Origin of the sequence: Citricoccus sp. NPDC079358 (genome assembly GCF_040702545.1) — a bacterium.
GTDB lineage: Bacteria > Actinomycetota > Actinomycetes > Actinomycetales > Micrococcaceae > Citricoccus.
Genome location: NZ_JBFBLI010000002.1, coordinates 356,376 through 382,079, shown reverse-complemented (window position 1 = coordinate 382,079; position 25,704 = coordinate 356,376). Strand labels below are relative to the sequence as shown.

Here is a 25,704-nt window from a genome sequence, read left to right as displayed (position 1 = left end):
AGACGCGCCAGCGTCCCGGAACGTGAGGTGTGAAGATGGAATCATGAACACCCCTCTCAGATCCTCCCACCACGGCGAGTACAAGGTCACCGGCGGCAAGCTGGTCATCGCGGACCTGACGGTCTCTAACGGGGCCGTCGCCACGGCCAGCATCAACGGGGACTTCTTCCTCGAGCCGGACGAGGCCCTGCAGGACATCAACCGCTCGCTCCTCGGGCTGGACGTCAACGCACCCCACGGGACCATCGCCGAGACGGTGCGCGCCGCCGTCGGGCCCGAGACGGTGATGTTCGGCTTCGACCCGGCCGCCGTGGCCACGGCCGTGCGCCGGGCCCTGGGCCACGCGACCACGTGGGAAGACCACGAGTGGGAGATCCTCGCGCCGCAGCCGCTGCCCATCATCACCCAGGTGGCGTTGGACCAGATCCTCACCGAGGACGTGGCGGCCGGCCGGCGCGGGCCCGCGCTGCGCCTGTGGCAGTGGACGGAGCCGGCGGTCGTCATCGGTTCGTTCCAGTCCCTGGCCAACGAGGTGGATCCGGCGGGGGTCGAACGGCACGGGATCACGGTCGCGCGCCGCATCTCCGGCGGCGGGGCCATGTTCATGGAGGCGGACAACTGCGTCACCTACTCGCTCTACCTGCCGCAGTCCCTCGTGGATGGGATGAGCTTCGCGGACTCCTACCCGTTCCTCGACGCGTGGGCCATGGATGCCCTGGCCAGGACCGGCGTGGAGGCGTTCTATCAGCCGCTGAACGACATCGCCACACCGGAGGGCAAGATCGGTGGCGCCGCGCAGAAGCGGCTGGCCAGCGGGGGGCTGCTGCACCACGTCACGATGAGCTATGACATCGACGCGGACAAGATGACCGAGGTCCTGCGCATCGGCCGGGAGAAGATCCGGGACAAGGGCATCCGCTCCGCCAAGAAACGCGTCGACCCGCTCCGCCGCCAGACCGGACTGACCCGGCCGGAGATCTGGGAGACCATGATGTCCACGTTCACGGACCGCTACGGTGCCACCCGGACGCACCTCACCGAGGACGAGATCTCTCGCGCCGAGGCCTTGGCCGCCGCGAAGTTCACGACGCCGGCCTGGACGGCCCGCGTGCCGTAGTCCCGGAGCGCTCGGGTCGGCTCAAGGCCGGCTCAGGGCCGGCCTGCTGCCTGCGCCCGCAGCGCCCGGAGCACGTCGTCTGCCTCCTCGATCACGATGCGGCGCAGGGCCCGCGGCGAGTCCGGATGTTCCTGCAGCCAGGCGTGCGCCGCGAGCACCACGGGATGGCTCGCCTGATCGTCGGCAGTGCCCGGGAGGGCGTCCTGCGCCGAGGGGAACAGCCCGACGATGGTCCGGGTGGCCAGACCGTTGGACCGGCTGGACCAGACGGTCCCCAGTTGCGGCCAGAACCGTGCGGCGAACGGTGCCGCCAGGTCCGGGCGGGACGCGGTGAAGCCGGCCGCCGTGGCCGAGAGATGATCGTTGGACAGCGTCTGACCGTCCGCGGTGTGGCCCGTCATCACCGCCTCCCAGGCGGCCCGGCGCACGGGCTCCTCGGGGATCGCCGCGCACGCCATCCGGTGCCGGACGGCGTTGGCCGCGGTGACATCGGCCCGGTAGGCCGCATCCAATTCGTCCGGTGCGGCCCGTCCGAGGGCGGCCAATCCCTGCCAGGCCGCCCAGCGGATCTCGGCGTCCACGTCCAACCCCGGGGCCACCACGGCATGGTCCCGCGCCGCCTCCGGACCCGAGGCCACGAGGGCCCGCAGGACGGCCACGAGGTGCTCCTCGGCTGCGGCCCCCTCGTCACCGGCGCCGCGGGCCAACCGGGTCAGGGTCCGGACCGCGGACCGCTGGCGATCGCCGCCGGCGCCCGTCGTCTGCAGCGCGTCAGCCAGCGCGGCACCCAGACGGGACCGCACCGCGGCCCGGTCCGACGGCGGGACGAACCGGGACACGGCGCTCAGGGCCTGTTCGAGCACCCGGCCGTACAGGCCGGCGTCGGACATCAGGCCAGAAAGCCGGCACACCGCATCCACGAACTGGGCCGCGGGCAGGAGGCCGTCCCGGGTCATGTTCCACAGCGCAGCCCACACGGTGGCGCAGGCCAGGTCGTTCTCGACGGGATAGCGGAGCACCGCGTGCAGCGAGGCCTCGTCGAGCCGGATGGTGGCGTACGTGAGGTCCTCGTCATTGGGGAGGACGAGCTGCACCGCCTCGGCGTCGTCGGAAGCCGGCAGCAGCACCGGCGTGCTGGTGCCGGCCCGACCGGACCGGACCTCCACGTCCACCGTGCCGGTGCGGACGAGCCGCCCGACGTCATCGGGGGAGTACCGACCGACCTTCAGCACGTGCGGGCGCAGCACCTCCGCGCCGGTCACGGGATCGGCGCCCCGATGGTGGAGGTGTCCGTCCTCCACGTTCAGCTCCGGGACTCCGCGGGTGTGAAGCCAGGTGTCCACCCATTCCTCCAGGTCACGCCCGGAGGCCTCCTCGAGGGCATCCACGAAGTCGGAGAGGGACGCGTTGCCCCAGGCATGCCGGGCGAAGTACTCGCGGGAGGCCGCCATGAAGGCGTCCCGGCCCACGAAGGCCACCAGCTGCTTGAGCACGGAGGCGCCCTTGGCGTACGTGATCCCGTCGAAGTTCTGCCGGGCGGCCTCCAGGTCGGTGATGTCCGCCACGATCGGGTGGGTGGTCGGATACTGGTCCTGGACGTAGGCCCACCCCTTGCGCCGGTTGGCGAAGGTGGTCCAGGCCCCGGTGAACTCCGTGGCCTCGGCGACGGCGAGGGTGCCCATGTAGTCCGCGAATGACTCCTTCAGCCACAGGTCGTCCCACCAGCGCATGGTCACGAGGTCGCCGAACCACATGTGGGCCATCTCGTGCATGATCGTGGTGGCCCGGGCCTCGTACTGCGCCGCGGTGGCCTGCGAGGTGAAGACGTAGTCCTCGGTGAAGGTCACCAGCCCCGGGTTCTCCATGGCGCCGAGGTTGTACTCGGGCACGAAGGCCTGCCCGTACTTGCCCCATTGGTAGGGGACCCCGAAGAGGTCGTGGAAGAAGTCGAGTCCGGCCCGGGTGGTGGCGAACAGCCGTTCGGCGTCCAGGGAGGCGGCCATCGAGGCCCGGCAGTACAGGGCCAGCGGCACCTCCGGCGCGCCCGACGCCGGATGGCCGGTCCAGCGGTCCGCCCACGTGGCGTACGGCCCGGCCAGCAGCGTGGTGAGGTACGTGGACAGCGGCGGGGTGGGCGCGAAGTCCACGGTCACCAGGTTCCTGGCGGAGGCCACACCCTCTGCCACCCCGTCCATGACGCGGTCGGCGGCCACGACGGCCGGCTGGCGTGCGGTCTCCGGTTGGTTCGAGGCGAGCACCCAGTGTCCGGGACCGGTCAGGTGGAAGGTGAACCGCGCCTTGAGGTCGGGTTGCTCGAAGTTCGCGAACACCCGGCGGGCGTCGGCCGGCTCGTACTGCGTGTAGAGGTACGTCTGCCGGTCCGCGGGATCCACGAACCGGTGCATCCCCTCACCCGAGGTCGAGTAGAGCGCGGTCCCGGTGACGGTGACCTCATTCTCTGCGGCCAGGTCCTCGAGCAGGATGCGCGCACGCCCCGCGACGCGTGCGGGATCCAGGGTCCGGCCGTTGAGGACCACGGACTCCACGCCGTCGTTGATGAAGTCGAGGAACGTCCACGTTCCCGGAGTCGCGCAGGAGAAGGTGAGGGTCGTCGTCGACCGATACCCGGTGGCGGGGGGGTCCAGGGCCGTGGACAGGTCGATGTGGACGTCGTACTCGCGGGTGGTGACCTGGCGGGACCGGGCGGACGCCTCGTCCCGGGTCAGGTTCGTACGGTCCAGGAACGTCGGGAGCGCGTCGGCCACGGGCGCGTCCAGCGTGTTGTCGGTCACCATGAGAGATATTCAACCACTCTTTCACGAAATCGTGAGCGAGGAGTCCCGAGGAATCTCCCAGGAGGTCGACGAGTTCCGAGGCTGACGCGGCGGTCCTCAGCTGCTGGGCGGCATCTCCACGTGCACGACCTTGACCTGGGTCATCTCGTCGAGCAGCTCAGGCCCATAGCCGAACCCCGCGCCGCTGTCCCGCCGGGGCTGGGCCGCGCCGCCAGGTGCGCCGCCGAAGACGTTGTTGACCTTGACGGTGCCCGCCGGCAGCTCCGCAATGGCCCGCTGGGCGTGGGCGATCCGCCCCGTCAGGACCGTCGCCGCCAGGCCGTAGCGATCCCGGGACGCGAGGTGCAGGCCTTCGGCGAAACTGTCCACCACCCTGACCGGAGCGACCGGACCGAAGGTCTCCTCGGTCATCACCCGCATGGCGTCGGTACAGTCCCGCAGGACGGTGGCGGGGTAGAACGAGCCGGCCCCCTCGGGAACCTCTCCACCCTCCAGGGCGGTGGCTCCGTCCTGGAGCGCCGCCCGGACGTGACCGTGCACCGCCTCCCGCATCCGGCGGTCCACCAGGGGGGCCAGGGCGGCCTCACGGTTGCGTTGACGGGCCTCGGCGGCCAGCGCGTGCAGGAACGGTTCCGCCACGGCCCGGTGGACGTAGATGCGTTCCACGGAGGTGCAGATCTGGCCCGCGTTCGTGAACGCGCCGATCGCCGCCTGCTCGGCGGCCCACGCCGGGTCGACGTCGTCATCCACCAGGAGGGGATCGTTGCCGCCGTTCTCCCGGATCACGTGGGCTCCGGTGTCCAGGGCAGCTCGGGCGATGGCCCGGCCGGTCTCGGTCGAGCCCACGTGGGCCAGCATGTCGAGATCGGCCTGCCCTGCCAGAGTTCGTCCCGTCTCCGGGCCTCCGGTCACGGTGACCAGCACGCCCTCGGGCAGGGCCGCCGCGAGGATCTCGCCGAGGCGGGCACCGGTGTGCGGGCAGCGCTCACTGGGCTTGTGCACCACCGTGTTGCCGGTGACGAGGGCGGCGCCCAGCAGGCCCGCAGCGACGGCCACCGGGTCGTTCCAGGGGGTGATCGCGGCCACGACGCCACGCGGTTCGGACACGGTGTAGTCGGCCGCCAGGGCGCCTCCACGCAGGGCGTGGCCGCGGTGCACCGGACCGAGTTCCGCATACTGGTGCAAAGTCCCGACCCCGGCCAGCACGCCGCCGAGGGCTTCTGGCGCCAGCTTGCCGGTCTCCCGGGTGTTCAGAGCGGCCACCTCCTCGGCATGCTGGGCCAACGCGTCGGCGGCGGCGCGCACCAGCCTGCCCCGCTCCTCGGGAGTGGTGCTGGCCCACTCCCGGCTAGCCATCCTGGCCGTCGTGACGGCCGCGCGGACCTCCTCCGCTCCCGCACAGGGCAGCGTGCCGACGTGCGTGCCGTCATGGGGGCTCAGGACCGTCATCTCGGCTGGGGGGATCGATGTCGTCATGGTTCCGACCCTAACGGTCTGAGGTTACGGTGGGGGGAACCAGGCCGCCGCACGGGCGGTCATCCCCGTGAGAGGAAGAGTGCATGGTTTCTCCAACCTTCGGTCCCGGCCGAGTCCTGGTCACCGGTGGCGGCTCCGGCCTCGGTGCTGCCGTCGTGGAAGCAGTTCGGTCCAGCGGCGGACAGCCGATCGTCCTGGACCGGGACATCAGCTCACTGAGCGGCGTCACCGCCTACGAGGTGGATGTGACGGACACCGCCGCGCTGACCGAGACCGTTGAGCGCGCCGCGGCCGAGGCTGGCGGCCTCGATGCCGTCGTCACGGCCGCAGGGATCGACCGCTGCGGCCGGCTCGAGGACGTCTCGATTGAGGACTGGGAGCTGGTGGTCCGGGTGAACCTCTTCGGCACCGTCTCCACCGTGCGCGCAGCCCTACCAGCACTCAAGGCCTCCCGCGGGCGCGTCATCACGGTGGCCTCAACGCTCGCATTGAAGGGCGCCTCGGACGCCACCGCCTACTGCGCCTCAAAATTCGGGGTCCTCGGCTTCACCCAGGCTTTGGCCGCGGAGCTCAAGGGCCAGGTCGGGGTCACCCAGCTCATCCCCGGGGGCATGAAGACCCGATTCTTCGACGATCGGACCGAGCAGTACAAGCCCCAGGACGACTCCCAGCTCAACGACCCGTCCCATGTGGCCCAGGCGGTGCTGTTCGCCCTGTCCCAGCCGGCGGGCTGCGAGGTGCGTGAGTTGTTCATCGCCCACGCGGAGGAACCCTCCTGGCCTTGAGCCGGTGCGTCTGGCCCTGACCTGGTGAGCCGGTGACCCGGCGAGTCGTCCGGGGGCTTTGCCGGGAGCACCGGGCGGGGCGTCGAGGCCTCACAAATTTGCAGACTTGTTTTCATGTGCACAAACCGTCAGAGTTGTTTCCTGACGCGCCGCGCCCCGAGCCGTCCGCTGGTTCGGGGCACAGCGCCGTTCAGTCCAGAGGCGGGACGAACTGCCCCTTCGAGGTCACGGTCAGGCCCGATTCCGTGACGGTGAAGCCGCGCGCCTCGTCCTCGGCCCGGTCGAAGCCGATCTGCACGCCTTCTGGGACCACCACGTTCTTGTCCAGGATCGCGTTGCGGACCTTGGCGCCCTTGCCGACCACCACGCCGTCGAGCAGCACCGACTGCTCCACCCAGGCCTCGTTGTGCACCCGGACGTCTGTGGACAACACGGACTGGGCCACGGTCCCGCCGGAGATCACCACCCCCTGGGACAGGATGGAGTCCACCGCGGTGCCCGGGCGCTTCGTCGCAGACCGCACCAACTTGGCCGGGGGCGAGACGGACTGTCGGGTGAAGATGGGCCATTCGGGGTTGTACAGGTTGAAGTCCGGCAAGGGCTTGACCAGGTCCATGTGCGCGTCATAGTAGGAGTCAAGGGTGCCGACGTCGCGCCAGTAGTGGGTGCGATCGACCTCCTCGGGCAACACGTTCGTGGTGAAGTCGTAGACGCCGCAGTCGTTCTGCCCGACGAACCACGGAACGATGTCGCCGCCCATGTCATGATCTGTGTCCTTGGCCTGGGCATCCTCGTTGAGGGCGTTGACCAGCGCGTCGGCGGTGAAGACGTAGTTGCCCATGGACGCCAGGAACTGCGTCGGGTCATCGGCGAGCCCCTCGGTCGTCGCGGGTTTCTCCACGAACCGCTCGATGAGATTCGGGTTGGACCGCTGGGTCTCGATGACCCCGAAGGATGATGCCAGCTCCAAGGGCTGCCGGACAGCCGCCACGGTCGCCGAGACGCCCGAGTCGAGGTGCTGCTCCACCATCTGCTGGAAATCCATCCGGTAGACGTGGTCCGCCCCGATGACCACCACGATGTCCGGGCGCGCGTCGTGAATGAGGTTCATCGACTGGTAGATGGCATTGGCGCTGCCGAGGAACCAGTCCTTGCCGCGGCGCTGCTGCGCCGGGACCGACGCTACGTAGTTCTGCAACAGGGTGGACATCCGCCAGGTCTCGGAGATGTGCCGGTCCAGGGAGTGCGACTTGTACTGGGTCAGCACCACAATCCTCAGGTACCTGGAGTTCACCAGGTTCGAGAGGGCGAAGTCGATCAACCGATAGCTTCCCGCGAACGGAACGGCGGGCTTGGCCCGGTCCGCCGTCAACGGCAACAGCCGCTTGCCTTCACCGCCGGCTAGCACGATCGCCAGCACCTTTTTCTGTGGCATCTGAAGCGTCCCGTTCCCTTGGAGGAGTGTCCGTGCCTTCACACTAACGGGAGTCCACTGTCCTCGACTACGTTGATGACGTGCGCATCGACATCGTGACCAAGGAATTCCCTCCGGCCATCTATGGGGGTGCCGGCGTGCATGTCGCGGAGCTGTCCCGGGTCCTGGCCGGCCGGGTCGATCTACGCGTCCATGCCTTCGGGGAGGCCCGGGATCCCGACTTCCACGGGGCAAGGGTGACCAGTCACGGCGTCCCCGGCGGCCTGGAGGCCTCCAATGCCGCCGTCCAGACCCTCGGCACCGACCTGGCCATCCTGGAGGACCTGGCCGGCACGGACCTGATCCACACCCACACCTGGTATGCGAACCTGGCCGGCCATCTCGGCGGCCTCCTCCACCATGTTCCGCATATCCTCTCCGCGCATTCGCTGGAGCCCCTGCGGCCCTGGAAAGCCGAGCAACTCGGCGGCGGCTACCGCGTGTCCTCGTGGGCGGAGGCCACCGCCTACGCCTCTGCGGCAGCCGTGATCGCGGTCTCGGAGGGGATGCGACGGGACATCCTGGCCGCCTACCCGGACGTGGATCCGGACAAGGTCCGCGTCGTCCACAACGGCATCGACACCGAACTGTGGACCCCCCAGCACGACGCCGGCACCCTCGAGCGCCATGGCATCGAGCCGGGGCGTCCTACGGTCGCCTTCGTCGGCCGGGTGACCCGGCAGAAGGGCGTGCCCTACCTCCTGCGGGCGATGGCCCGGCTCGCTCCCGAGGTCCAGCTGGTGCTCTGCGCCGGAGCGGCCGACACCCCGGAGCTGGCCGCCGAAGTGGCGGGTCTGGTGGCCGAGTTGAAGGCCACGCGGGATGGGGTGACCGTCATCGAGGGCATGCTTCCCCGGGCGGACATCATGCAGATCCTCTCCCACGCCACCGTGTTCGCCTGCCCCTCCGTCTACGAGCCGCTCGGCATCGTCAACCTCGAGGCCATGGCGTGCGGCACGGCCGTGGTCGCCTCGGCCGTGGGCGGGATCCCCGAGGTCGTCCGGCACGGCGAGACCGGCCTGCTGGTGGATCTCGACCAGAGGACCGACGGCTCCGGGACGCCCCTCGATGAGGAGCGCTTCGTGACCGACTTCGCCACCGCGCTGACGTCCGTGCTGGACGATCCCGCCCAGGCAGACCGGATGGGCAGAGCGGGCCGCCAGCGCGCGATCGACCATTTCTCCTGGGATTCCATCGCCGATCGAACCCTGGACGTCTACGAGTCCGTCCTCCGGTGACCGACGCGCGGGTCCTTGTGGTCGGCTGGCCGTCGGTCCTGCACGGGGAGGCCACCGCGGGCGACGTGCTGGCCCTGAGAACGGTCGAGGGCGCCTTGTCGACGGCCGGCATCGGGCACGACACGGCCTGGAGCCCCGTCATGTGTCCGCCGGGCGGACTCGTCCTGGAGGACGCGGAACCCGGCCTCTACTCGCATCTGGTCTTCGTCTGCGGCCCCGCCGCGGGGACGCCGCTGGTGGAGTTACATGAACGCTTCGCCCACTGCACCCGGGTCGCCATCGGCGTCAGCATCATCGACTCCGACGATCCCGCCGTGACCGGGTTCCACCGGATCTTCGCCCGGGACCGTCCGGGGTCGCCCCCACAGCCGGACCTGGCCACGGTGGCACCGTTGACACCCAAGGCGAGCCTGCCGCCGGTTCTCGGAGTGTTCCTGACGGCCGGCCAGCGGGAGTATGGGACCCGGCGCCGTCACGACGCGGTGAAGGGCACGGTGGAGACGTGGCTGTCCCGGGTCGACGCCGGCCGGCTGGACCTGGACACCCGTCTGGACCCGCGGGACTGGCGCCTGCCGGCATCGCCGGAACAGCTGCAGACGGTGATCCGGCGCCTGGACGCAGTGGTGACCATGCGGATGCACGGCCTCGTCCTGGCACTGCGCGCGGGGGTCCCGGCCCTGGCCCTGGACCCCGTGAAGGGCGGCGGCAAGGTGACGGCGCAGGCGCATGCTCTGGGCTGGCCGGCGGTGCTGTCCGCCGCCGCGGTCTCGGAGTCCGCCCTGGACCACCAGTTGGCATGGTGCCTGACCGAGGGACGGGCCGTCGCGCGGCTGACGTCGTCCTGGATGGGGCCCGGACGCGGAGCGGCAGATGCTGGCCCCGAGTCCCGGGCCCCACGCGCCGATCACCCTGCCGTCGATCGACTCTTTTCCGGTGCCGGCCCAGTCAACGAGGGGTTGAGCGCGCTCATCCACCACCTGCGGGGCGACTGACAGGAACGACTCAAAATGTGTCCTCCGTCACAGGTGCTTTCTGTCAGACTGACCGCGTGCGCTACTTGGGAATCAATGCAACGTTCCATGATCCGGCGGCCGCCTTGGTGGTCAACGGCAGAGTCGTCGCGGCGGCGGAAGAGGAGAGGTTCTCCCGCCGTAAACACGGAAAGCGGCCGGTGCCGTTCTCGGCGTGGGAGTTGCCCGAGCAGTCCATGCGCTGGGTGCTGGCCGAGGCCGGGATCACCCCGGAGGAGCTGGACGGTGTGGCGTACTCCTTCGACCCGGAGATCGCTGTCGAGATCCCCGACGATCCCTATGACCACCTTCGTCTGGACTACGTACGCCGGGCTCCGAACTTCATCGCCGAGGCCCTGCCCGGCCTCGACCCGGCCAAGGTCACGTACGTGCAGCACCATGTGGCCCATGCCGCCTCCTCTGGACTGGCCGGGCCGTATCGCACCGGTGCGGTCCTGGTCTCCGACGGCCGGGGAGAAGGCCATTCCCACTTGGCCGGGCAGTACGTCGACGGCGAGCTCACCATCCTGGCCCGCCAGGAATTGCCCGACTCCCTGGGCCTGGTCTATGAATCCCTGACCGACCACCTCGGCTTTCTGCGCTCGTCCGACGAGTTCAAGGTCATGGCCCTGGCCTCCTACGGGACGCCGCGGTTCCTGGACGAGCTCCGCGACCATGTTCATGCCACCGGGGACGGCGGCTTCACCGCCCGGGCCCCGGAGTGGGAGCGCTTCGCCCCCCGGCGCATCGACGACGGCACTTGGGGCGGCGCCCACGCCGATCTCGCGGCGTCCGTCCAAGGCGTGGTCGAGGAGACCCTGGTGGAGCTGGCCCGGTGGCTGCGGGAGCAGACCGGCCAGCGCGTGCTGACCATGGCCGGGGGGACCGCCCTCAACTGTGTGGCCAATTCCCGGATTTGGCGCGAGGCCGGCTTCGACGACGTCTGGGTCCAGCCGGCGTCGGGAGATTCCGGAACGGCGCTGGGAGCCGCCTTGACCCTGTCTCAGGGAGCCGGTGATCTCGCCGCTCCAGAACCCACGGCGGCCCTGGGGCGCAGCTGGGACGATGGGGAGCTGGCCCGGTGGCTCACCACCGCACAGGTGCCCTTCACCACCCCCGGCTCCCGGGAGAAGTTGGCTGCCGAGGTGGCCGGCATCCTCGAGCAGAACGGCGTCGTCGCCTGGTTCGACGGCCGCAGCGAGTTCGGACCCCGGGCGCTCGGCTTCCGGTCCCTGCTGGCCAATCCGATGCATGCCGAGAACCTGGAACGGCTCAATGACGTCAAGGGTCGGGAGCAGTTCCGCCCGGTGGCCCCCATGGTGTTGGAGGACCGCGCCGCGGAGATCTTCAGCGGCGGCCCCCTCCCCAGCCCCTACATGCTCTTCACCCACGACGTCGCCCCGGAGTGGCGCGACCGCATCCCCACCGTCACGCACGTGGACGGCTCCGCCCGCATCCAGACGGTCTCCGACCGGGACAACCCCGGTATCGCCGCCCTGTTGCGCGCCTTCGATGAACGCACGGGCGTCCCGGTGGTGGTCAACACCAGCCTCAACACGGCTGGACGCCCCATGGTGGACGATCCCCGGGATGCCCTCGAGCTGTTCGGTTCGGCGCCCGTGGCCGCGCTGGTCCTGGGCCCGCATCTGGTCCGCCGGGCGGAGTTCTTCGCATGAGCGGCATGACGGCACAGCGTCCCTACGCCCTCGTCATCCCCTCGGTGGGACGCCCCTCTCTGGACCGGCTCCTGGAGACCGTGGCCGCCCTGGCTACCGACGCAACCCATCCCGGTCCGGTGGAGATCGTCGTGGTGGACGACCGCCGCGAACCGGCAGCGGCCGGCACCCGGCTCACCCCCCTGATGCCCACGGTGGACGGGGAGCCCGTGCGCGTCGTGCGCGGCTACGGCCGCGGTCCCGCAGCGGCGCGCAACCGGGGCTGGCGTGCCGTCGACCGTTCCGTGGAGTGGATCGCCTTCCTGGACGACGACGTCGAGCTGCCCGTCACGTGGGTTCGCGACCTGACCGCCGACCTGGCCGACTGCCCGCCCGACGTGGCCGCCAGCCAGGGCCGCATCACGGTGCCGCTGCCGGCGGACCGAGCGCCCACCGACTGGGAGCGCAACACCGCCTCACTGGAGGAGGCCGACTGGGCGACCGCCGACATGGCTTACCGCCGATCAGTGCTCGATCAGGTCGGGGGACTGGACGAGCGGTTCCCACGGGCCTACCGAGAGGACGCCGATTTGGCTCTGCGGGTTCGTCTCGCCGGCCATCGGTTGGTGCGCGGACGCCGCCACATCCTCCACCCCGTCCGTCCGGCGGACGACTGGGTCAGCCAGCGCGTGCAGGCGGGCAACGCCGACAACGCCTTGATGCGCCGGCTGCACGGCCCGCACTGGCGTGAATTGGCCCAAGCACCCACCGGGGCGTTCGGCTGGCACGTGGCCTCGACTGCTGCCGCGGCCGCCGCGGCGATCGGAGCGGTCGGTCGGATGACCGGCTCACGCGGGGCCGCCCGCCTGGCGGGAGCCGGCGCCCTGGCCTGGGCCGCCCTGTACGGCCGCTTCCTCGGCCGGAGACTGGCTCCCGGCCCGCGCCCGGGCAACCACGGATTCACCGCCGAACTGCGCCGGATGGCCCTGACCAGCGCGACCATCCCGCCGACCGCGGTCTGGCACCGCTTCCGCGGCTGGAGGCAGCACCAGGCCACGGGTCCCTGGCCGGTCCGTCCTCGCGCCGTGCTTTTCGACCGTGACGGCACCCTGGTCCACGACGTGCCGTACAACGGCGACCCGGCCCAGGTCGACCCCGTGGACGGCGCCCGGGGCCTGGTTGACCGCATCCGCGCAGCCGGTCTGGCCACGGCCGTGATCACCAACCAATCCGGGATCGCCCGTGGACTGATCACCCGAGACCAGGTGGATGCCGTCAATGAACGGATCGTCCGATTGCTCGGCCCCTTCGACTCCTGGCAGATCTGTCCCCACGGTCCGGCGGAGAACTGTCCGTGCCGCAAGCCGCGGCCCGGCATGGTGCTCGCTGCCGCTCAGGCTCTGGGCGTACGCCCCGAAGAATGCGTGGTCATCGGGGACATCGGTGCGGACATCGAGGCCGCGCAGGCCGCCGGGGCCCGCTCGGTGCTGGTGCCCACCCGCGTCACCAGAGCCGCAGAGGTCGCCGACGCCCCTACCACCGCGCCAGACCTGGCCACCGCCGTGGACCTCGTGCTCGACTGGTGCTCCGGGCGGCAACCGCCCCCCACCCCGACTGCGACCCCCACCCAGGACGGTGAGCAATCCACCACATGACGCGCATCCTCGCGGTACGACTCGATTCGGACGGTGACGTCCTGCTGACCGGACCGGCGATCACGGCCCTGTCCGAGCTCGGCACGGTGGACCTGCTCGCCTCTCCCTCGGGAGCGGCCGCGGCGCGGCTGTTGCCAGGCGTCCACACGGTCCTGGAGTACGACGCCCCGTGGTCCGGTTTCCGGCCACCGGGGGTGGACACGGAGGCCGCGCTGGAGCTGGTCGCACGGCTGCGCGCCACCGGATACGACCAGGCGGTGATCTTCACGTCCTTCCATCAGAGCCCCCTGCCGATGGCCTTGCTGGCACGGATGGCCGGAATCGGACACATCGTGGGCACCAGCGTGGACTACCCCGGGTCATTGTTGGACGTGCGGTTGAAGCGCGCCGACCCGCCCGGCGGCGGCCATGAGGTCGAGGCCGCGCTGGACGCCGCCGTCGCCGCCGGCGCCACCCGGCCGGAGCACCCAACGCTGCGGGTGCGCCACCCCTTGCCAGCGCCGACGGACCGGCTGCCGGCCGAACTGCGCGCGGGCGGGTACGTGGTTCTTCACCCGGGAGCGTCCGTGCCAGCCCGTGGCTTGCGGGCGGCTCACGCAGCGGCCATCGCGGCGGCCCTGGCCGCTGCCGGCCACGCCGTCGTCGTCACCGGTGGACCCGCCGAACGCGAACTCGTCGCCGAGACGGTGGCCTTGGCGCGCCGGCACTGCCCGGACGCCCTCGTGCTGGACCTGGCCGGGACGACCGACCTGGCCGGTCTGGCCTCCGTCCTCGAGTCCGCGGACTGCACCGTGGTCGGCAACACCGGCCCGGCCCATCTCTCGGCCGCCGTCGGCACACCGGTCGTCTCCCTGTTCTCGCCCGTCGTCCCGGCCGAGAGATGGCGGCCCTACGGAGTCGCTGTCACGCTGCTCGGTGACCAACACTCCCCGTGCCGGGACAGCCGGGCACGCGACTGCCCGGTGCCCGGACACCCCTGCCTGAGCGGAGTCTCCGGCGCCGACGTGGTCGCCGCCGTGGCCGAGCTCATCCAGCCCATCGACCATTCGGTCCGGACCGGCCAGGACGCCGGCACCGCACCCCTGAGCACCTCCCGAGGAGACCGATGAGAATCCTGATCTGGCATGTGCACGGCTCCTGGATGACCGCGTTCGTCCAGGGCCACCACGACTACCTGCTGCCAGTGGACGAGGACCGTGGACCGGACGGCCGCGGACGGGCCCAGACGTGGGACTGGCCTGACTCGGCACAGGAGAGGACGGCCGCGCAGCTGGCCGGTGAGCGGCCGGACCTGGTGGTGCTGCAACGGCCTCACGAGGCCGAGCTGCTAGAGAGCTGGACCGGCCTGCGGGCCGGGATCGACGTCCCGGCGGTGTATCTGGAGCACAACGCCCCGACGGGGACTGCGATGGCTTCCGAACATCCCTACGCCGACCAGGACGCCGTCCCCATCGTGCATGTCACCCACTTCAACCGGCTGATGTGGGACACCGGCACGGCCCGCACCGAGGTGATCGAGCACGGCGTCCCCGATCCGGGCCACCTGTACACGGGCGTGACAGCCTCCCTGGCGGTCGTGGTGAACGAACCGGTGCGCCGCACCCGCGTGGCGGGTACGGACCTGATGCTGCAGCTGTCCCGGGACCTGCCCGTAGAGGTCTACGGCATGGGCATGGACCACCTGGCTGAGGTGGCCCCCTGGCTGGACGGCCGCCTGCACGAGAACTACCGGCAATCCGAGCTGCACCGGGCCCTGGCCGCACACCGCGTCTACTTCCACCCGTACCGGTGGACCAGCCTGGGGCTGGCCCTGCTCGAGGCCATGACGCTCGGCATGCCCGTGCTGGCCCTGTCCACCACCGAGGCACCGCGTGCGGTGCCACCGTCCGCCGGATTGCTCAGCAACGACCTCGGTGAACTGGCGGATCGTGGCCGGCAATGGCTTCAGGACCCGGAGCTCGCGGCGCGGGCCGGTGCCGCGGCACGGGCGCACGCGCTGGACCGGTACGGCCTCGAGAGGTTCCTGGCCGACTGGGACATGCTGATCGGGCGGGTGACGGCATGAGCGCCCACCCGATGGACACGCAGTCCCTGGACATCGCGCTGGTGTCCGAGCACTCCTCCCCGCTGGCCGCCCTCGGCGGCGTGGACGCCGGTGGTCAGAACGTCTTCGTGGCCGCCCTGGCCACCCGGCTGGGCCGCCGCGGCCACCGGGTCCGGGTCTACACCCGGCTCGACGAGGTGTCCCTGCCCGAGCAGGTGGAGGCCGCCCCGGGCGTGACCGTGGTGCACGTCCCCGCCGGTCCGGCCGTGCAGCTGCCCAAGGACGAACTCGCGCCGTACATGGATGAGTTCGCCCGCTGGATGTCCGCCCAGTGGCGCCGGGACGGCGTCCCGGACCTCGTGCACGCGCACTTCTGGATGTCCGGGATGGCCGCGACCGCTGCCGCGGAGGCCGCGCGCATCCCGGTCGTCCAGACCTTCCACGCCCTGGGCTCGGTCAAGCGCCGGCACCAAGGACTCGCGGACACCAGCCCGGCCGGCCGGCTCGGGATCGAGGCCCGCCTCGTGGGGCAGAACGAGTTGGTCCTGGCCACCTGTCGCGACGAGGTGGACGAGCTCATGGGCCTCGGCGCCGACCCGGACCGGATCCGCATCGTGCCCTGTGGCGTGGACGCCGGGGCCTTCGCCCCGGCCGTGGATGGCGGTCCCCGACGCGCTGTCGGCGACCCGGTACGTCTCGTGGCGCTGGGCCGTATGGTCGAGCGCAAGGGCGTGGACGTCGTCGTGCGCGCCCTTGCCCAGGTTCCCCGGGCGTGCCTGACCGTGGCCGGCGGACCGGACCGCGCCGTGCTGAATGAGGACCCCGAGGCCCGCCGCCTGCTGGCTTTGGCCGAGGAGTACGGAGTCGCGGACCGGCTCACCCTGACCGGCCGGGTCGGCCGCGACGAGGCCGCCCGACTGCTGGCCTCCGCCGACATCGTCACCTGCACCCCGTGGTACGAACCCTTCGGCATCGTGCCGCTGGAGGCCATGGCCTGCGGCCGTCCCGTGGTCGGCTCGGCCGTCGGCGGCCTGCTGGACAGCATCGACGACGGCACCACCGGGCTGCTCGTCCCGCCCCGGGACGTGGACGCCACGGCCACGGCCATCCGCCGCCTCACCGAGGACCCGGACCTGGCCGCCTGCATGGGACGGGCCGGACGCGAGCGGGTGCAGCGGCTGTTCAGCTGGGAGCGGGTGGCCGAGCTCACCGAGAAGGCCTACCGCGAGGCCCTGGCCGGGTACGGGCAGACGCACCCGAGCCGGCCCGAGGCCACCCGCCGCCTGCTGGCCGAGCACCGGGTAGAGCTGGACCGGGCGCTGACCACCCTCGAGGATGACGCCGAGCTGCTGGACCGGTGGGGACGCCGCCTGTCCGAGCTACTGGCCGGCGGCGGACGCGTGCTGGCCGCCGGCAACGGCGGCAGCGCGGCCGAGGCCCAGCACTTCACCGCTGAGCTGGTCGGCCGCTTCCAGGGCGAGCGGCGCCCCCTGGCGGCCGTCTGCCTCTCGGCGGAGACGTCCTCCCTCACCGCGATCGTCAACGACTACGGAGCCGACGAGGTGTTCGCCCGTCAGGTCCAGGCACACGGGCGTCCGGGCGACGTGCTGGTGCTGCTCTCCACGAGCGGTGCCAGTCCCAACGTGCTGGAGGCGGCACGCCGTGCCCGGCAGGCCGGGATGCTGGTGTGGGCGTTGACCGGTCCGGGACCCAACCCGCTGGCCGATCTGGCCGATGAGGCCCTCTGCGTGCCGGGCAGATCCACCTCGGTGGTCCAGGAGGCACATCTGGTCCTGCTCCACGCACTGTGTGCCGTGATGGACGAAGGATTCAACCGCTGCCAGCCGGACCCGGCGACCGTTCCGGGCACGCACAGAACCAACAAGGCCAACAGGGAGGACACGCCATGAGTGCGCGGATCGTCGTGGTGGGAGACGTATTGCTGGACCGTGACGTCACGGGCAGCTCCGAGCGGTTGAGTCCGGACGCCCCGGTGCCCGTCGTAGACGTCCAGCACGTCCACGCCAGCCCGGGCGGGGCGGGGCTGGCGGCGCTGCTGTGCGCCGGTCGCGCCGGTGGCCTGCCCGGGGAGCCGCCCACCGTGGTCCTGGTGGCCCCCCTGGCCGAGGACGATGCCGCGGCCGAACTGCGTGCGTCGCTGGTGGGCATCGACATCCACGCCCTCGCACATGAGGGACGGACGCGGACCAAGACGCGGGTCCGGAGCGCTGGGCAAACCCTCGTGCGCATCGACGACGGCGGTCCGGGCACGCCGCTGGACGTCGACGCCGGCGGGCTCGCCGCCGTGCTGGGCGACGCCGACGTCATCCTGGTCTCCGACTACGGCGGCGGCATCACCCGGGACGAGTCCGTACGCCGGGCCCTCACCGAGACAGCCGCCCGCGTGCCGGTGGTCTGGGACCCGCATCCGCGCGGGGGAGACCCGGTGCCGGGTTGCGCCGTGGTCACCCCCAACCTGGCAGAGGCCCGCGCGGCGTTGGGCCGGCTGGACACGGGGCGGGCCGGCCCCGCCGAGACCGCGGCCGACGTCCCGGACGACCGGCTGGCCGAGGCGTTGCGCGTGGGATGGGACGCCCGTTCTGTGGCCGTGACCGCCGGGGGATGCGGGGCATACCTGGCCACTTCGGGCACCGCCGAGCTGCTGCCGACCGTGCCGGTGGACTCCTCCGACCCTTGTGGTGCCGGTGATCGGTTCGCGGCCGCCGTCGCCGTCCAATGGGCTGCCGGCGGATCGGTCCATCGCTCGGTGGAGGCCGCGGTCGCGGCCGCCGCCCAGTGGGTGGAGGCCGGAGGCGCCGCCGCATTCCGGGACGGACGCATCGGGCCGGAGGGCCCCGCGGCTCCGCGGCGGTCCGCACCACGTCCGCTCGCGCAGAATCCGCACGAGGCAGCCATTCACGCGGTGGCCGCGACCCGGGCTCGCGGGGGCACCGTGGTCGCCACCGGCGGGTGCTTCGATGTACTGCACCCCGGCCACCTTGAGACGCTGCGCCAGGCCCGCGACCTGGGTGACGTGCTGGTGGTCCTGCTCAACTCCGACGACTCAGTCAGCCGTCTCAAGGGCTCAGACCGGCCGGTGGTGCGCCAGCAGGACCGGGCGGCTCTGCTGATGGGGCTACGCGATGTCGACGGTGTGCTCGTCTTCGACGAGGACGACCCGTGCGCCGCCCTGGACCGGTTGCGCCCGGATATCTGGGTCAAGGGGGGTGACTACACCCCGGACCTGCTGCCCGAGACTCCTCTGGTGCGCAGCTGGGGCGGACGCGTGGAGGTGGTGCCCTACCTTCCCGGCCACTCCACCACCGGGATCGTGGAACGCATCACCGCGGGGAATGTGGATGCCCACTGAGGCCCCCGAGCCCTATACGCCGGCCTGGCTCGCGGCCCGACGCGACGAGGCGCCGGGCCGCCCGCCAGGCGTCTCGGGCGCGGAACAGGCGGGGCCGGATGACGCCACCGTGGTGGCACTGCGCCCGGACGACGTCCTCGTGCTCCGCGCCCTGGGTCTGGGCGACGCCCTGACCGGCGTCGCCGCCCTTCGCGGGGTGCGGCGACGGTATCCGGACCGCAGACTCGTGTTGGCCGGCCCGGCCGCGACCGGCCGCCTGCTCCGGGACCTGGACATCGTGGACGAGGTGCTTCCGGTGCCCGGGCTCGTGCCGCTGCCTCCCTGCCCACCCGGATCGGTCGCGGTGAACTTGCACGGCCGGGGACCCACCAGCCACCGCCTCCTGCAGCAGGTACAGCCCGGACGGCTGATCGCCTTTGCCTCCCCGGAGGCCGGGCATGCCGGACCGGAATGGCGGGCCGACGAACACGAGGTGGACCGTTGGTGCCGTGTGGTCCGTGAAGCCGGGGGCGAGTGCTCCCGCGCGGATCTGCGGCTGCGAACCCGGGCCGCTGCCGAGGACCAGCGCCGGTTCCGGACCCCGCCCGGGCCGGTTCTGGTGCACCCGGGCGCGGCGTCGGCCTCGCGGCGCTGGCCGGTGGAGCGCTGGCGCCAAGTGACGGCCGCTTTGGCCGCGGACGGTCATCGCGTCCTCGTGACCGGTTCGGCCGCCGAGTCCAGTCTGGGCCACGCCGTGTCCACCGGGCTGGCCGGCGTCGAGGACCATACGGGTGGCCTCGGGCTGAGCGAGCTCTCCGCCATGGTGCGTGATGCCGCACTGGTCCTGAGCGCGGACACTGGAGTCGCCCACCTGGCCACCGGCTGGTGCGTTCCCTCCGTGGTGCTGTTCGGCCCGGTGCCGCCGGCGCGGTGGGGGCCGGCGATCGACCCCGACCTGCACACCGTCCTCTGGCACGGCGACCCTGAAGCCGGCTCATGGGGCGACCCCCACGGCGATTCCCTCGACTCGCTGCTGGCGAACGTGTCTGTCGACGAGGTGGTGGAGGCGGCGCGCACCCATCTCTCCACCGGCTCGACCCCCGTCCCTGAACCTGTCTCCGGAAGGATTCATCATGAAGCCTGAGAACCGCCAGAACGATGCGGGCGCAGAACCCCGCCGCCCCATCCGACGCGCCGTCGTCACCGGTGGCGCGGGCTTCCTCGGCAGCCACCTGTGCACCGAGTTGCGCCGACGCGAGGTCGAGGTGGTCTGCCTGGACAACTTCCTCACCGGCCATGCCGTCAACATCGAACACCTGATCGGCGACCCGGGCTTCCGGCTGGTGCAGTGCGATGTCACGGACTACATCCATGTCCCCGGCGAGGTGGATCTCGTCCTGCATTTCGCCTCACCGGCATCGCCCATCGACTACCTGAAGCTGCCGATCCACACGCTCAAGGTCGGCTCCATCGGCACCCTGCACGCCCTCGGTCTCGCGAAGGAGAAGGGGGCGCGGTTCATCCTCGCCTCCACCTCCGAGGTCTACGGCGACCCTCAGGTGCATCCCCAGCCCGAGGAGTACTGGGGTCATGTCAACCCGGTGGGCCCGCGGGGCGTCTACGACGAGGCCAAGCGGTTCGCCGAGGCCATGACCGTGGCCTACCGCGGACAGCACGCGGTGGATACGGGCATCGTGCGGATCTTCAACACCTTCGGCCCGCGGATGCGGCCCCGCGACGGCCGGGCCATCCCGACCTTCATCCGGCAGGCACTGGCCGGTGAACCGTTGACCGTCACCGGCGATGGCACCCAGACACGGTCGGTGTGCTACGTCTCCGACCTGGTGCGCGGGATCCTCGCCATGGCCTGGAACACCCACCCCGGTCCGGTGAACCTCGGCAATCCCCACGAGCTCTCCGTCCTCCAGATCGCCCAGGACGTGGTGGCTGCCACGGCGTCCGACTCACCGATCGAGTTCATCGACCGCCCGGTGGACGATCCCCTGGTCCGCCGGCCGGACACCGCCTTGGCCACCCGGGAGCTGGGCTGGATTCCGGAGGTGCCGTGGACCGAGGGACTCGCGCGCACCGTGGAGTGGTTCCGCACGGCCGTTGACGAGGACAACCTTGAGACGGCCACCCGTCAGGACTGACCGACGGTCGCCGTCGACCCGCCCCGAGGCTTAGGCGGCGGATTCAACTGACGTACTGACGTGCCGTGCTGCGGCGTTGGGAGTCCTCCAGCGCGAGGAAGCGCTGCTCGACGCGCGGGGACAGCACCCGGCGTTCGCGCAGGACCCAGCCGGCGCCGGCCAGGGCGTCGGTGATGCCGGCGGCGGTGGTGCGGTCCCGTGGTGCCGTGCTGAGCACATCACGAGTTCGACGCACTGCGGCACCCACCGGGCGGCGCAACCAGATGAACCACAGGGTGTTGCGCAGGCCGTGGCGCCGGCGCAGGTGGGGGTCGCGGACCGTGGACGCCTGATGGTGCACCAACACCTCGGGCAGGTGGCAGAGTTCCCAGCCCGCGGTGGCGAGGTCCGCCGCCATCAACTCCTCCTCGCCGCCGAGCCAGAGCCGCGGACTGAACCCGCCGACTTCACGGAAGGCCGCTGCGCGCATCACCGAGGCCCCGGCCAGGAAGCTGCCCAGTGCCGGGCCCGGAAGCCACTCGGGGCCCTGCACGGGCGAGTGCAACAGCTCCGCGTTGATGGGGTCCTCCCGCCCGCCGGGCTCGACGAGGATCCGGCCGGTCACCACACCCAGCAGGGGATGGGCGGACAACGCTGCCACGGCCAGGTCCAGGGCGCCGCGCTCCCACCACGTATCGTCGTCACAGAAGGCCACGAACTCGGTGGTGACCTGCTCCATGGCCAGGTTGCGGCCCACGGCTCCCAAATTCTCCGGGCTGGCGACCAGCACGACCCGCGGGTCGCCCGAGTACCGCTCGCGGATGGCGGGCGCCGTGCCATCGGAGGACCCGTTATCCACGACGACCACGCGGGGCCGCTCCGGCAGCGACGTCAGGCGTTCCAGCGACTGCAAAGCCTCCGTTCGGCGGTTGTAGGTGATCATCACCACGGACAGCCGTGGGTGGAGGGACTCCGGTGCGCCGGGCGGCGGTGCCGGCGTGGCGGTCACCGTCACCTGGGGCAGCAACCGGGCGAGGTCGGTCTCGACGGCAACGGGAACCAGGCGGCGGCGGCGCACCGCTGCCGGGACGCGCGGGAGGGCTGCTGCCAACGCGCGCCATCCCCGCGATCCGGCCGCCGTCGCCATGCGGACCTCCAGCCCCACGGCCGCCCACGGCCGACGCATCACCGTGGTCAGCAACCGGCTCCGGAGCAGGTCCCGCTGGCGGGTCTCGGTGGGTTCCCTCAGGGCCGAGGGGTGGTGGTGCACCCACAGCTCTGGGGCATAGGCGAGCTCCCAGCCGGCGGCAGCCAGGTCCAGGGCCACCCGCTCCTCCTCGCCGGGGAACCGGACCACAGAGTCGAATCCTCCCACCTCCAGGAACGCTGAGCGGCGCACCATGGCGGCACAGGCCACGAAGCCCAGGAGGCGGGGCCCCCCTCCGGTCGACGCCGGCCCCAGGGGCGAATCGGCGAGCTCGGCATTGATGGGGTCGGGCACCTCGTCCGGCCCCACCGCGATGGAGCCGGCCAGCAGCCCCAGGCGCGGATGGTCCGTGAAGAGCTCCTCGCCGCGCCGTAAGGCACCAGGTGACCACCACGAGTCGTCATCGGCGAAGGCGATGAACTCCGTCTCCGCCAGCCGGGCGCCCACGGTCCGGGCCTCCGCTCCGCGGTTCAGCGTCAGCCGAATCACGCGCACCCCGGGGAAGGCGGACTCGATGGCCTCGGGTGAGCCGTCCGTGGAGGCGTTGTCGACCACGATCACGGGCGCCTCATGGTGTCCGAGGTAGGTCAGGAGCTCCTCACGGCGATTGCGAGTGGCCACCACCACGGTGGTGCGTTCAGGTCGTCGGCGTGCGGGCCCTGGTTCGGTCACGGCTGTCTCCCTCGGCTCGTCCTGCAGGTCCCTTCGAGCCTAGGGGCTGGCCTATTTCCTGTCCTGGTTTCTGCCGCTTCTGCCCTTGGCCGCGTTCTTCTCCCGCTGGTGCAGGACCTTCTCGTGGATGGGAGCGTCCGCCGAGGCGCGCAGCTTGCGGTAGTACTCAGCGGCCTCGTCCTGGCGCCGGGCCTCGTCCCCGGTGGTGATGTCCATCCGGAGGTGCTCCTGCTCGTAGCCGAAGGCGTCGACCAGGGTCTGCGCGTGCGGGCGCAGGCGGGCCGCCAGACGGTTGATGTAGGTGCGCAGGGTTCGGGCACGTTGCGCGGAGATCCGGCCGGTCTCGAGGAACCAGCCCAAGTCGTCCTCGATCACCCGCAGCGCGAAGAGATTGCGCATCCAGGTCATGACCTGACGGGTGTGATCGTCCTCGATCTGCCCGACCGCCCGGGTGAACGCCTCCCATTCGAGCAACTCCCCGTGATTGCGGGCGGCATCGATCAGATCGGCCTGATGCAGGTTGAAGGTGGCGGCCTGTTCGGCCTGGGACTTCCGGGCCACAGGCATCAGGGCCTGGGCGACAGCCCCGGTCTTGGTCCGCACCCGGTCCTCCAGCAGGGCCCTCTGCACCTCGGCGTCCTTGAACCAACTGGCACTCTTGCGTTCCGAGCCCGCATCCTGCACGGACTGCACCACGCGGCGCAGGCCGGACCGGTACACGACGGCCTCGGTGGCCTGACCCCGGACGTAACGGGACAGGGCGCCGATGGAGAGATTGGTCAGGTCCTTGGAGTAGTCGGACAGCAGTCGCTTGCCGACCAGCTGGAGCAGCACGTGGTTGTCGCCCTCGAAGGTCACGAAGATGTCCAGGTCGTGGCGCAACGAGGCGAACCGGTTCTTCGCCATGAATCCTGCACCACCACAGGCCTCGCGAGCCTCCTGCAGCGTGTCCAGCGCGTTCCAGGTCGCCAGGGGCTTGATGGCCGCGGCCAGGGTCTCGAGTTCCTGCCGGTCCTCGTCGGTGTCCGACTCCCCGGAGAACACGGCGTCGAACTTCTCCAGCAACTCGTTGGCGGCGAAGGTATCGGCATAGGTCCGGGCGAGACGATCGATCAGGCGGCGCTGGTGAAGCTGGTAGTCCATCAGCACCTCCTCGTGCGTGTCCGAGGTCGCATTGAACTGCCGGCGCTGATTGCCATAGGTGATGGCACCGGTCAGTGCCAGAGCGGACGCGGAGGCACCGGACAGGGCGAGGGAGACCCTGCCCTGGACCAGGGTGCCGATCATGGTGAAGAACCGGCGGCCGGGGGAGGCGATATCCGAGGAGTAGCCGCCCTTCTCGTCCACGGAGCCGTAGCGGTTCAGCAGGTTGATGCGGGGGACGCGCACGTGGTCGAAGTGCAGCCGGCCGTTGTCGATGCCGTTGAGCCCGCCCTTGTATCCGTCGTCCTCGCCGCCGATGCCCGGCAGGAAGTCGCCGGCCTCGTCGCGCAGGGGCACATAGAACGCGTGCACCCCGTGGTTGACGCCGCGGGTGATCAGCTGGGCGAAGACCACTGCGGCCTTGCCGTGGAGGGCGGCATTGCCGAGGTAGTCCTTCCAGGCCGCTTTGAAGGGCGTGTGGATCTCGAACTCATCGGTCTCCGGCACGTACGTCGCGGTGGTCGCCAGCGAGGAGACGTCCGAGCCGTGGCCGATCTCCGTCATGGCGAAGGCACCCGGCACCTCCAGGCTCATGACGGCGGGCAGGAGACGCTCGTGGTGCTCCTCCGTGCCCAGGTGCAGGATGGCGGAGCCGAACAGACCCCACTGCACCCCGGCCTTGATCTGCAGCGACGGATCGGCACTGACCAGCTCCGTGAACGTGGCGATGTTCCCGCCGTGGTTGTCACTGCCACCGAGGCGCTGCGGGAACGCCTTGTTCACCTGACCACGGTCGACGAGGATGCGCAGCTGACCCATCACTCGCTCACGGTGGTCCTCCATGGTGAGGTTCTCCAACTTGTGCAGGTCCGGGTCCTTGACGTTCTCCCGTCCCTCCAGCCGGTCCGCGGCCCACCGCCCGAGCAACAGTTGCTGGACGGCTTCCAGGTCCAGTCCGCCGGGCTCTGCCGCGGAGATGGCACTGAAGGCGCCCGGCGCCCCGGTGTCCGGCTCCGCCTGGGTGGGCGGCACCGCACCGGCCGGTACCGCGGTGGTGCTGGAATCAGAGGTGGTGGTCATGACTGCTCCTGTTCGGGAGTGGACGGATCGGTGGACGTCGTGTGTACGGGGTGATCAGGCAGATCAGGTAGATCGACAGCGGCATACGTGCCGGACAGGCCCACCGTGAGCCACGCGGTGATCTTGCGTGCCAGCCGGCCGGCATCCGGCCGGTCGGTTCCGGACGGGGTCGCCAACCAGGATTCGCCTGCCGAACGGACCATGCCGATGGCGGCCCGCGGCCAGTACCAGGTGGCGGAGGCCGCGGAGGGCCGGCGGCCCTGCTGGCGCAAGTAGTCGCGGAAGTGGACATCCATCACGGCGGCGATCCGCTCGAAGAAGTCGGCCATGGCGGCCGGCTGTCCGCTGGAGGTACCGGGGTTGCCGGACGGGCCGGAGGTGCTGGACCCCTCGGTGATCTCGGGAGCCTCCGGTGGCAGTCGCGTCGAGAAGGCATAGACATGGGGCGAGGACTCGGCCAGCCTGAGGTAGACGGCGACCATCGCGTACAACCCGTCCAGGGCATTGTCCGAGGTCTCCGCGGCGGCCAGCAGCTCACGTTCCATGAAATCGATGGCGCGTTCGCCCACGGCGGCCTGCAATCCGTTCTTGTCCCCGAAGTACCGGTAGAAGACGCTCTTGGAGGTCCCGGCATGCGTGGCGATGTCGCCCATGGACGCCTGGGGTCCGAGATCGTGGACGGCATGACGGGCGGCCCGGATCAGGTCTACGCGCCGCTGCAGGCGGTGCTCGTCCCATCGGGTGGCGCGGCCATCCGGCATTTCAGCGTCGTTGACTGCAGTATTCACGATACCGAGCGTATCAGGTACTCTGGGTATCAGTAAGCCCCGTCACGTTGTACCCACGGCCCGCCGTGAAACCCGAAGGGATCA

The 25,704-nt window shown here is 70.9% G+C and carries 18 protein-coding genes; 12 read left to right on the top strand and 6 right to left on the bottom strand.

Annotation, left to right across the window (positions count from 1 at the left end; genetic code table 11):
• Positions 1-43: 43 nt before the first annotated feature.
• The gene (locus tag AB0333_RS04100; protein WP_366217454.1) at positions 44-1,117 is read left to right on the top strand and encodes a biotin/lipoate A/B protein ligase family protein; all 1,074 of its coding nucleotides are present in this window, start codon (positions 44-46) and stop codon (positions 1,115-1,117) included.
• 32 nt (positions 1,118-1,149) lie between these two features.
• Here AB0333_RS04100 and pepN read toward each other — a convergent pair whose 3' ends face one another.
• Both pepN and AB0333_RS04090 read right to left on the bottom strand, forming a co-directional pair.
• The gene (pepN, locus tag AB0333_RS04095; RefSeq protein ID WP_366217453.1) at positions 1,150-3,912 is read right to left on the bottom strand and encodes an aminopeptidase N; all 2,763 of its coding nucleotides are present in this window, start codon (positions 3,910-3,912) and stop codon (positions 1,150-1,152) included.
• 96 nt (positions 3,913-4,008) lie between these two features.
• Positions 4,009-5,388, bottom strand: coding sequence for an aldehyde dehydrogenase family protein (locus AB0333_RS04090; protein ID WP_366217452.1), 1,380 nt, complete (start codon positions 5,386-5,388; stop codon positions 4,009-4,011).
• 83 nt (positions 5,389-5,471) lie between these two features.
• Between AB0333_RS04090 and AB0333_RS04085 the strand changes: the two genes are divergently transcribed.
• Positions 5,472-6,173, top strand: a complete 702-nt coding sequence (locus AB0333_RS04085) for an SDR family oxidoreductase (RefSeq protein ID WP_366217451.1) — start codon at positions 5,472-5,474, stop codon at positions 6,171-6,173.
• Positions 6,174-6,363: 190 nt separating this feature from the next.
• Here the strand turns inward: AB0333_RS04085 and glgC are convergent, their stop codons facing one another.
• The gene (gene glgC / locus AB0333_RS04080) at positions 6,364-7,608 is read right to left on the bottom strand and encodes a glucose-1-phosphate adenylyltransferase (RefSeq protein WP_366217450.1); all 1,245 of its coding nucleotides are present in this window, start codon (positions 7,606-7,608) and stop codon (positions 6,364-6,366) included.
• A gap of 80 nt (positions 7,609-7,688) precedes the next feature.
• On the opposite strand from glgC, the gene glgA reads away from it, so the two are divergent.
• Genes glgA through AB0333_RS04030 form a run of 10 tightly spaced genes read left to right on the top strand, consistent with a single transcriptional unit; the run spans position 7,689 to position 20,751 of the window.
• Complete coding sequence (glgA, locus tag AB0333_RS04075; RefSeq protein WP_366217449.1) at positions 7,689-8,885, top strand: glycogen synthase; 1,197 nt, start codon at positions 7,689-7,691, stop codon at positions 8,883-8,885.
• On the top strand, positions 8,882-9,877 hold the full coding sequence (locus AB0333_RS04070) for a polysaccharide pyruvyl transferase family protein (protein ID WP_366217448.1): 996 nt from the start codon (positions 8,882-8,884) through the stop codon (positions 9,875-9,877). The genes glgA and AB0333_RS04070 overlap by 4 nt, the downstream gene beginning before the upstream one ends.
• A gap of 56 nt (positions 9,878-9,933) precedes the next feature.
• The gene (locus AB0333_RS04065; protein ID WP_366217447.1) at positions 9,934-11,571 is read left to right on the top strand and encodes a carbamoyltransferase C-terminal domain-containing protein; all 1,638 of its coding nucleotides are present in this window, start codon (positions 9,934-9,936) and stop codon (positions 11,569-11,571) included.
• Between the two features lie 5 nt (positions 11,572-11,576).
• On the top strand, positions 11,577-13,205 hold the full coding sequence (locus AB0333_RS04060) for an HAD-IIIA family hydrolase (RefSeq protein ID WP_366217446.1): 1,629 nt from the start codon (positions 11,577-11,579) through the stop codon (positions 13,203-13,205).
• Complete coding sequence (locus tag AB0333_RS04055; RefSeq protein WP_366217445.1) at positions 13,202-14,314, top strand: glycosyltransferase family 9 protein; 1,113 nt, start codon at positions 13,202-13,204, stop codon at positions 14,312-14,314. Before AB0333_RS04060 ends, AB0333_RS04055 begins: the two co-directional genes overlap by 4 nt.
• Positions 14,311-15,270 carry a glycosyltransferase gene (locus AB0333_RS04050; RefSeq protein WP_366217444.1) on the top strand — a complete coding sequence of 320 codons (960 nt, stop codon included), beginning with the start codon at positions 14,311-14,313 and terminating at the stop codon, positions 15,268-15,270. Before AB0333_RS04055 ends, AB0333_RS04050 begins: the two co-directional genes overlap by 4 nt.
• On the top strand, positions 15,267-17,159 hold the full coding sequence (locus AB0333_RS04045) for a glycosyltransferase (RefSeq protein ID WP_366217443.1): 1,893 nt from the start codon (positions 15,267-15,269) through the stop codon (positions 17,157-17,159). The genes AB0333_RS04050 and AB0333_RS04045 overlap by 4 nt, the downstream gene beginning before the upstream one ends.
• On the top strand, positions 17,156-18,619 hold the full coding sequence (locus AB0333_RS04040) for a PfkB family carbohydrate kinase (protein WP_366217442.1): 1,464 nt from the start codon (positions 17,156-17,158) through the stop codon (positions 18,617-18,619). The genes AB0333_RS04045 and AB0333_RS04040 overlap by 4 nt, the downstream gene beginning before the upstream one ends.
• Positions 18,609-19,742: a glycosyltransferase family 9 protein gene (locus AB0333_RS04035; RefSeq protein ID WP_366217441.1), complete on the top strand. Its 1,134-nt coding sequence runs from the start codon at positions 18,609-18,611 to the stop codon at positions 19,740-19,742. Before AB0333_RS04040 ends, AB0333_RS04035 begins: the two co-directional genes overlap by 11 nt.
• On the top strand, positions 19,732-20,751 hold the full coding sequence (locus AB0333_RS04030) for a UDP-glucuronic acid decarboxylase family protein (protein WP_366217440.1): 1,020 nt from the start codon (positions 19,732-19,734) through the stop codon (positions 20,749-20,751). Before AB0333_RS04035 ends, AB0333_RS04030 begins: the two co-directional genes overlap by 11 nt.
• Before the next feature lie 43 nt (positions 20,752-20,794).
• Here AB0333_RS04030 and AB0333_RS04025 read toward each other — a convergent pair whose 3' ends face one another.
• The 3 genes from AB0333_RS04025 to AB0333_RS04015 are packed head-to-tail and all read right to left on the bottom strand — an operon-like array spanning position 20,795 to position 25,620.
• Positions 20,795-22,609, bottom strand: coding sequence for a glycosyltransferase (locus tag AB0333_RS04025; protein ID WP_366217439.1), 1,815 nt, complete (start codon positions 22,607-22,609; stop codon positions 20,795-20,797).
• 51 nt (positions 22,610-22,660) lie between these two features.
• A complete protein-coding gene (locus AB0333_RS04020) occupies positions 22,661-24,832 on the bottom strand; it encodes an acyl-CoA dehydrogenase (protein ID WP_366217438.1) in 2,172 nt (723 codons plus the stop codon).
• Positions 24,829-25,620, bottom strand: coding sequence for a TetR/AcrR family transcriptional regulator (locus AB0333_RS04015; RefSeq protein ID WP_245952082.1), 792 nt, complete (start codon positions 25,618-25,620; stop codon positions 24,829-24,831). Before AB0333_RS04015 ends, AB0333_RS04020 begins: the two co-directional genes overlap by 4 nt.
• Positions 25,621-25,704: the final 84 nt, after the last annotated feature.